4 protein-coding genes are annotated in these 3,554 nt (G+C 36.5%); 2 read left to right on the top strand and 2 right to left on the bottom strand.

Features of this window, described 5'->3' with window-relative positions; translation table 11 throughout:
* Positions 1 to 585: 585 nt before the first annotated feature.
* Together QZ562_RS20460 and QZ562_RS20465 are read right to left on the bottom strand one after the other, a co-directional pair.
* Positions 586 to 984 (bottom strand): protein YgfX, encoded by a 399-nt coding sequence (locus QZ562_RS20460; RefSeq protein ID WP_293764452.1) that lies wholly within the window; start codon positions 982 to 984, stop codon positions 586 to 588.
* A gap of 31 nt (positions 985 to 1,015) precedes the next feature.
* Complete coding sequence (locus QZ562_RS20465) at positions 1,016 to 1,267, bottom strand: succinate dehydrogenase assembly factor 2 (RefSeq protein ID WP_293764455.1); 252 nt, start codon at positions 1,265 to 1,267, stop codon at positions 1,016 to 1,018.
* Between the two features lie 161 nt (positions 1,268 to 1,428).
* Between QZ562_RS20465 and ygfZ the strand changes: the two genes are divergently transcribed.
* Positions 1,429 to 2,376 carry a tRNA-modifying protein YgfZ gene (gene ygfZ, locus QZ562_RS20470; protein WP_293764458.1) on the top strand — a complete coding sequence of 316 codons (948 nt, stop codon included), beginning with the start codon at positions 1,429 to 1,431 and terminating at the stop codon, positions 2,374 to 2,376.
* Between the two features lie 27 nt (positions 2,377 to 2,403).
* Entirely contained in the window at positions 2,404 to 2,889 is a 486-nt protein-coding gene (locus QZ562_RS20475; RefSeq protein ID WP_293764461.1) for a peptidylprolyl isomerase, read from the top strand.
* Positions 2,890 to 3,554 lie beyond the last annotated feature (665 nt).

Below are 3,554 nucleotides of genomic sequence, written 5' to 3' on the forward strand. Positions count from 1 at the left end.
ACCTAAAACAGTAGCTAGCATTGATGTTGTAGTCAAAGGGTCAATAAAAGTGTTTTTCAAATGCTTATGTTTTATAATAAAAAATAAGCATGCTTAGTACGGAACGAGTTATTACTTTTTCTCTAGCAAACAGCTCCGCAGCCATTAAAAAATTTTACTTTAATTGAAAATATCTACTCATTAGGACTTAATTTAATAGCGCAGACGAACTAAGTAGTTTTTAATGCCTCATTCTTTTTGATTAGCCTGCTTGATTAGTCTGACCCCTGACGAGCACTTAAACCATCAATGGAAATACAATTTCAAGCTATAAAAGCATGTTAATGTGATGTGGAAATGTTAGCAAATGTTGATAAAAGAGTGCATAAAATCAGATGTAAGATCCCAGCCTAAAATTTGAAGTTAACGTTCACAGATATCTTCATCAAATATTACATTGTCATAATAAAATCTATTTTTGTGCAACAAGCATTCCATATTCGTTTTAGAATAAAAATTACTTTTTAAAGAAACATTCAGCAACAGTACTTTATTATTCGAAATATTCATCCATTTAGCTGTTTACAGCACATAAATCGTTGTGTATCAATTTTTTCCAATGCTCTGTTGTTGATATACTATCGCACGGCAGAGTCTTCGGTAATCACGATCGTTGACTTGGTCTTTACATACTAAACGCCACTTTGAATTACGGTAATTTACCGGTGAAACCAAATGGATAAATACTAGAAAAATACTGACCCTAGACTTATCAGTAATTTGCCAACTTATTTGGCCGTCTATATTGGTTTCTGTCCATTCGCCACGTTCAGAAAAAATAACCGGGTTGTGAGTCCTATGGTAGTCGAGCAGAAGCGTTCTGAAGAAAGAAATAAGTATCAGGCATACAAACAAAAATTGTAGTAGAAACTCAAACTTAAATATTTCAGGTTGCCAACATACCACTGTTAAAATCAAAATCGCAACGCTCAATAACTGGATCATAACCAGAAATCGAGACGTCTTGAACTCGACTCTATACTTTGACACGACTCAGGATATGTTCAATCATTTGGCTAAACTCTTGATCATTGCATGGTTGATGTCCCATAAACCATGCGTATAAATCAGGATCATCACTAGTGAGCAACCGCTCAAAAACTTCTTGTTGCTTTTCAGGCAACTCGTTAAAACCACTTTCTGCAAAGGGCATAAACAGTACATCAAGTTCTAACATTCCACGGCGACATGCCCACTTCAACCGACCATATCGTTTTTTATCAAACATTTACAACCTCATATACAAAATATAATTCAGGGTTAAACTTGTAGCAAGTCACAGATAATGATAATAACAGTATTAAGGTGTTGTTTTCAGATCTTTCCTTGCTAAATCAATCTCGTACCCCATATCTTTATTAGCGTAAATCAGCAAAAGAGAACTAAACCATGCCAAACTTATCATCAGAAAGAATTCATACGGTACAGTATGCGAATAAGCTTAAAAATAACGGTGTTATTCAAATTACAGGCGAAGAAAGAGCCAAATACCTACAGGGGCAAATAACAGCTGACATCAATGAATTAAATGATAATAATGCACTTTTAGCTTGCCATTGCAACTTTAAAGGCAAAACATGGAGTGTATTTTTTACCTTTTCTTGGCAAGATTCTATTTTATTAGTTATTCATGATTCTGTTTTAGAACAATCCCTTTCTGAACTAAATAAGTACGGAGTGTTTGCTAAAGTTGATATCACTAACGAAAGCCATAACTGGCAGATAACAGGTGGCTCTGGTGAATTATTTGAAGGTTCGATAAAAAAGCTTTTTGGAGAATTACCTTCTGGAGATAGGGCTGTCGTTTCAAATTCTAATGGACTTGTTATGTCTGTTGAAAAACCAAGTCAGCGATACTTAGTTATTCAGCCCAATATTGCTAAAAATTCATTGATATGTGATGTTTCTGAAGATGACGAACAATGGGAAGTAGCAGACATAAAAGCTGGTTTAGGTGATATTCGAGCATCAACAGTAGACGAATATGTCCCACAGATGCTTAATCTACAAGCTTTAGATGCCATTGATTTTGAAAAGGGTTGTTACATGGGACAAGAGGTTGTGGCAAGGACAAAATATTTAGGTCGAAATAAACGTGCCGGCTTTATTTTGAAAGCTGATTTTAGTACTGATGATTTATGCGGTGAACAGCTAGAATATCAAATAGGTGAAAATTGGCGCCCTGGTGGAAAAATACTGCGCAGTGGTAACGATGCAGGGCAGACATGGATCTTTGCTGTTTTAGCAAAAGATACTGAAGTTGGTGCTACTTTTAGAGTGAAATCTTTACAAAACCTAATCTTCGTTACTCAAGCACTCCCTTATCCTTTACAATAGTTCATAGATTTTTTTGACCGGAATAATATGAATATAGCCCATAATACTATCGCCACCATACACTTTACTGTTTGCTCATCTGACGGCACACAAATAGACTCATCAAAAAATAGCCAGCCTATGGTCTTTTTGCAAGGCAGCCATTTTTTGATCCAAGGCTTAGAAGATGAACTTGAAGGCAAAACAGTTGGCGACAAATTTGTTATCGATATTGCACCAAACTTAGCTTACGGCGAACGTCATGAAGAGTTAGTTCAAGCAGTAGAAAAGTCGATGTTTGAAGATATGGAGATTAACGAAGGCATGACATTCAGGGCAACAACAGATGATGGCGAGCAATCTGTAATGATTATCGAGATCAATGATGAAGAGGTTATCGTTGACGGCAATCACCCTTTATCAGGTCTTACTCTAAATTTTGATGTTGAAATCCTAGAAGTTAGAGAAGCATCAGAAGAAGAAATTTCACATGGTCATCCTCACACTGATGGTGAATGTGAGCATTCTCATTAGGTAATAATGCTATACACTTAATTTTAATGTAATAGAGGCGGCCTGTAATGGTAGCCTTTTTTATAACTTCGCACGGATATTCTCATGTTTGCACGGAGTTAAACACCTTATTACAATAGTATCTTAGCTGTAATCTAATATATTAATAAAGTGTCAATGATGAACAAACTTATTATTCTTATTAATTTTTAAACATTTAATTAAACAAAGCACTTTGCTCAGTTAACACACAAGTTTTGCCGTTAACGTTTATGCGTACGATACCCGCATCATTTATTAACGGTCGTTTGGTAGCCCTAATAGTGTTCTTAATTCTTAATACTTGATGCTGCGATAGCTGGAATGATGGAAATAGTTGGAATGATGCGAATGCTCCATTCATCACCCCCAATGCCTTTGTGAACGAGCACTTAGGATTAGTCGTCGCTCGTCATACATCATAATGATACAGCTAGGCTCTATCTTCTCACAATGAGCATAACAATGAGGATACACCGTTATGTGTTTGTGTTTCCAGCGGTAGCCCATCCTGCCCCTTGCTTCCCTACCCCCTGAATATCCCTAAGCAATAGACATAAAAAAAGGCCACCTGAAACAGGTGGCCTTTCTTATTATGAGGAGTCTGGCAGTGTGCTACTCTCGCATGGGGAGACCCCAAACTACCA

It is taken from the genome of uncultured Paraglaciecola sp. (genome assembly GCF_913058035.1).
GTDB lineage: Bacteria > Pseudomonadota > Gammaproteobacteria > Enterobacterales > Alteromonadaceae > Paraglaciecola.